5 protein-coding genes are annotated in these 4,829 nt (G+C 70.1%); 3 read left to right on the forward strand and 2 right to left on the reverse strand.

What is annotated here, in order from left to right:
* On the reverse strand, positions 1 to 853 hold an 853-nt coding region (locus ADK55_RS09895), incomplete at its 3' end, for a helix-turn-helix transcriptional regulator (protein WP_199826483.1).
* Positions 854 to 1,103: 250 nt separating this feature from the next.
* Between ADK55_RS09895 and ADK55_RS09900 the strand changes: the two genes are divergently transcribed.
* The 3 genes from ADK55_RS09900 to mihF all read left to right on the forward strand — a co-directional run bounded on the left by ADK55_RS09900 (position 1,104) and on the right by mihF (position 2,841).
* Positions 1,104 to 2,054 carry a ribosome-inactivating family protein gene (locus ADK55_RS09900; protein ID WP_053677124.1) on the forward strand — a complete coding sequence of 317 codons (951 nt, stop codon included), beginning with the start codon at positions 1,104 to 1,106 and terminating at the stop codon, positions 2,052 to 2,054.
* A 94-nt stretch (positions 2,055 to 2,148) separates the two neighbouring features.
* The gene (locus ADK55_RS09905) at positions 2,149 to 2,397 is read left to right on the forward strand and encodes a hypothetical protein (RefSeq protein WP_053677125.1); all 249 of its coding nucleotides are present in this window, start codon (positions 2,149 to 2,151) and stop codon (positions 2,395 to 2,397) included.
* An 84-nt stretch (positions 2,398 to 2,481) separates the two neighbouring features.
* Positions 2,482 to 2,841, forward strand: a complete 360-nt coding sequence (mihF, locus tag ADK55_RS09910) for an integration host factor, actinobacterial type (RefSeq protein ID WP_053677126.1) — start codon at positions 2,482 to 2,484, stop codon at positions 2,839 to 2,841.
* Positions 2,842 to 2,976: 135 nt separating this feature from the next.
* Here mihF and ADK55_RS09915 read toward each other — a convergent pair whose 3' ends face one another.
* Positions 2,977 to 4,530 (reverse strand): MFS transporter, encoded by a 1,554-nt coding sequence (locus ADK55_RS09915; protein WP_234349984.1) that lies wholly within the window; start codon positions 4,528 to 4,530, stop codon positions 2,977 to 2,979.
* Between the last annotated feature and the right edge of the window lie 299 nt (positions 4,531 to 4,829).

The following is a 4,829-nucleotide window of genomic DNA, read 5'->3' on the forward strand; positions in this document are numbered from 1 at the left end:
CCCGCTGGATCCGCTCGGGGCCGATGACGCGGGTGAGGAGTTCGACCGCTTCCTCGCGGCGCAGCAGCGCGAGTTCGGGGCGGTGGACTGATTCGAGGCCTGCCAGGGTGTTGCGGCTGGTGATGAGTGTGAGCGAGGGGCCGTGGCCCGGCAGCAGGGGGCGGACCTGGGCCTCGTCGGCGGCGTTGTCCAGGAGGAGCAGTACGCGGCGGTCGCGCAGTACGGAGCGCAGCATCCCGCTGCGGTCGTCGGTGGTGGTGGGGAGGGCGCCGTCGGCGACGCCGAGGGCGCGCAGCAGGCGGGCAAGTGCGTCGCGCGGTGGGGTGGGTTGTAAGTCCATGCCGCGCAGGTCGATGGCGTACTGGCCGTCCGGGAAGCGGGGGGCGAGGCAGTAGGCGGCGTGAATGGCGAAGGCGGTCTTGCCGAGGCCGGGCTGTCCGCAGACGACGGCGACGGGTGGGTGGCCGGGGTCGAGGTCTTCGGCCAGGGCGCGGAGCCGGTGCAGGGCGGCGCCGCGAGCGGTGAAGTCGCCGAGATCGCGTGGCAGTTCAAGGTTGTGCCGCGGGGCGGGCCGCGCCGCCGGCTGGTTCGCCGGCCGGTTGACGGACCTGGCCGCGGGGCGGGGGCGGCCTGATTCCGCGGCGCGTTCCAATTCCCGAAGCTCGGTGGCGTCGAGTCCCAGGGCGGCGGCCAGGGCCTGCACGGTGCGGCGCTGTGGGCCCCGGGAGCGTCCGCGTTCCATGTCCGACAGGGCCCGCACGCTCACCCCCGCGGCTCGCGCCAGTTCCTCCTGGCTGAGCTTTGCGCCCGTCCGCAGGGCATACAGGCGCTCGGCGAACCCCCCGTTGCTCACAGTCGAATCCCTTTGATCGCCGTGGTCCCCCGAGCCGACGGGACCCTCCGGCAGAAGTATGCCAAGTCGCTACTTCTGCCGGTATGACTTCCTGGCCCACCTGCCTGTTCGCCGGGTTGGCTGGGCACCTCGCCCGCAGAACCCTGAGCCGCGGGACCTTGACCGCGAGACCTTGCCCCCACGAGGTGCTTCGGTTCCGCCGGCGGGCGTCAGGCAGGATCCGAGACAACGACAATGGAGATCAGCTTTCATGATTCCAGCCTTCCGCACCCGAAGTCGCACCGGCAGTCACGCGAAGCGCATCATGACTGCGATTCTTTGCCTCGTGGCCGCAATCTCTTTCACGCAGGTGAAGTTCTCCACGCCTGCCCAGGCGGCCACCAGTGACTACTGGTCCGTGGTGAGATGGGACATAACCGGTCTCGGCGACGGGATGGACAGGAACGCCGAACGCAATTACCGGTCGATGATACGTCAGGTAAGGGAACTTTCCGGCAGCGCGATCGGCGCCAACGGGTTGATGCGAACGACGGAACAAACCGAACGGTACATCGAGGTCCAGGTCGTCGACTTCAACGACAGGGTAAACAACCACCGCATATCTCTTTACCTGCGTCTGGACAATCTCTATCTCGACGGCTTTACCATCGTGGGGCACAACTATCTCTTCCAGGACGCTCCGGCGATCCTTACGACGCGATTCGCGAATCACTACCCCGGCGTCAATCACCTGTTCCAGCGGACGCCGTACAGGTCTACGTACGGCGCCCTTGCCAACGCCCAGGACCGCGGCAACCAGCACTTCAACGGACGGGCTCTGGGCACTCAGATAATAGCCCTGCAAGACTTTACCCCGCAGAACTGGAACGACCGCCGGCAGGCACTCGCCGCGATCATCGGCGCAACGGCCGAAGCCGCTCGATTCGGCTGGATCGAGAACAGGATCGGTTTGGGGATCGGCCAGAACGGACAGCTGGAAGGCGGCCGTCTCCTTGACCACCTCGGCCCGTTCGGTGCCGAACTGGAAAACAACTGGGAAGACCTCTCCGAACTCGTCCGCAGGCAGCAGGACGGGCGCGGAGTCATGCGTCCGATAAACATCGACGGTCGCACCTACCACAACATTCGGGAGATTCAGTTCGGAGTGGGCGGGGGAACGCCCGCGATCGGCGCGCTCCTTACGCACGGCAGCGCCCGCTGAATGAAGCCCGGCGGGCCCTGCGGGTGCTCGGTGAAGGGGCTCCGCGTGCTCCCCGGAGGGGCCGGACCGTGAATCGGTCCGGCCCCTCCGGGGCTTGCCGTCGGCCGCGGTCAAGCCGAGCGTGTGGGGTGAGGACGCGAACGGTTCGGCCTCGCCACCACTCCGGACCACCCCGGACGCACTCGTCGGCACGGTGGTCCGCGAGCAGCAGCGCGGCGGCGGGATCCACCGAATCCCACTCCGCATCGGCACCCTCGACGGGATCGGGCACCCCGTCACCGCCGCCTTCTTCCTTCACGACACCGAGCGCGTCAACATCCGTCGATTCAGCACGCCCGTATAGCCGTCGATGACAAATCCGGCCGCAAATCGCCCCGACGGGCAGGTCAGGATGTTAAGTACATCCCTACGACGAAAGGATCACGCCATGGCAATGCCCGTCCTGACCCCGGCCCAGAGGGCCGAAGCCCGCCGAAAGGCCGCCGCCGTCCGCAAGGAACGCGGCGAACTGATGGCCGCGCTGAAAACCGGAAGCCTGCCCCTGGCCGCCTTGTTGGAGCGCGACGATGCCGTGGTCGGCAGGATCCGGCTACGCCGCCTCGTCGAATCACTGCCCGGCATAGGCTCCGTGCGCGCCGAACGGCTCCTCGCCAAACTCGACATCTCCGAGACCCGCCGCATCCAGGGACTCGGCCCCAACCAGCGCGCCCGACTCCTCGCGCTCTCCCCCGTCAGGAATGGCAACCGGTCAGGTTCCGTCTCGTTGACCGGCGTGGGCTCCAGATGAGGCTTCCGGCACGGCGGAGTGCGGCCTGCCAGGTGATGGCGAGTCGGTCCGCTCGGCCGGCCGGGCCGCGCACCGTTTGAGGCGGGTTGGCGCATCGCTCGACGGTGCCCCTCCGCTCGTGGCCCGACCAACCCCTCAAAGAGGCACGCGCCGGCTGGGATCGGGAACGCTCACCCCACGCCGGAGCCCGCCGGGGGCACTCGCCGACGGCGACACCTCGAACCGCTCCCCGCGGGCCGGCGCGGCCTTCTGCTCCTCGGCACGCGGCGTGGCGACCCGTCCTTCCCGCGTGCCGAGCCGCCCCTCCCGCGTGCCGAGCCGTTCTTCCCTCCCGACGGCTGACGCGTGCGCCGGAAAGCCATTCCGCGGCATCTGATGATCGGGCCCGCCCACGACGGCCATGCGGCTATCTCCTTCGTGCAGGGGGGAGTTGACGTGGTGCTTCCGGTGGTCTCGGGGGCGCCGGTGGCGCCCGCGGCGACGGGCGGGCCCGAGCTCGTGGCGGGCGAGTACGAGGATGGTGAGCGCGGCGGCGGCGCCGGCGGCGGGGAGCGCGGCGAGCCCGTGGAGACGTGCGGCGAGGGCTGCGGCGAACGCGGTTCCGGCGGCCTGGCCGGTGCCGACCGACAGGATCAGCCAGGCGTACGCCTCGGTGGTGCGGGAGGCCGGGGCGAGGGAGTCCACGGTGTGGAAGCCGTTGGTGATGATGAGGGTGAAGAACAGCCCCGGGATCGCCGTGAGCGCGATGGCTGTGCGGGGGCCGGGCTGGGCCAGCAGGGGCAACCATCCGAGGAGGAACAGTGCGCTGGTGGTGATGAGTTGGGTGGTGGTCGTGCCGGGCCGCGCCCGGCGTGCGTAGATCAGGCTGCCCAGGAGGCTGCCGGTGGAGAACGCGGCGGGGATCACCCCGGAGAGCATGGCCGGCCCGTGGGTGGCGGCCATGCCGGCGGCCCACACGTTCATCGCTCCGAACGCGAACCCCGTTCCCGCCAGCGCGGTGAACAGGAGGATCAGGCCGGTGCTCATCAGCCGCCCGTTTCCGGCCGCACCGTCGGCGGCGGGACGCCAACTCTGCGACGGTGCGGCGGTCAAGACGATCGCCGTGCCCACGAGTGAGAGGGCGGCGGTCGCGGTCAAGGCGCTGTCGGGCCCGTAGGTGGTGGCGAGCCACGAGGCGAGCAGGGGTCCGGAGATGTACAGGAGTCCCTGCGAGCCGGTGTCGAGGGCTTGGACGACGCGGCGTCGTGCGGGGTCGGGCAGGACCGTCGGCCACAGTGCCCGTAGTCCTGCCTCCAGGGGTGGTGTGACCAGACCCGCGAATCCCACCACCGCGGTCACCGACGCCGGGTTTCCGTCCACCCCGATCAAGGGGAGCGCGGCCAGGCAGCCGGCGTTGAGCAGCACCGCCGGTGCCGATACGCGGGTCTGGCCGTAGCGGTCCATCAGCTTGCCCTTGACCGGCTGGGACAGCCCGGATGCCAACCCGTACAGCGCGGCGAGCAGTCCGGCGAACGCAAGTGACCCTCCGCCACCGGTGATCCACAGGACGAGTCCCACGGGAACCATGCTGTTGGGCAGGCGCCCGGTCAGGGTGCCGCCGAGCAGGCGGACGACGTGGCGGCTGCCCAACACGGCGCCGTACGTGACGGGCCGCCGCGGGGCGGTGGTCGGGTGATCGGCCAGGGTCAACAGGGTGGGGCTTTCCGTCAGAGGGCGTGCGAGGCGGGGGGTGGTGGGGCCGGACGGGGCACTGTCTGCTGTGTGTGAACGCGGTGGTGGCCGCCGGCGCCTCGGCAACTGGTTTGGTGCCGAAGGCGGTTGGGCGGGGCGCGGGCGGAGGTGGTCGAAGGTGGGGGTGTGTGCGGCGGCAGGAGCGAGGGGGCGCTCCTGCCGGTTGCCCGCCGATCTGTGCAAGGTCTTGGATCCGGTGGCTGATGTGTGATGAGAGCGTCCGCGGACGAACGGCGATCTCGCGGCGGGCCCGGGGG

The sequence above is a fragment of the Streptomyces sp. WM4235 genome, from assembly GCF_001279725.1.
Lineage (GTDB): Bacteria > Actinomycetota > Actinomycetes > Streptomycetales > Streptomycetaceae > Streptomyces.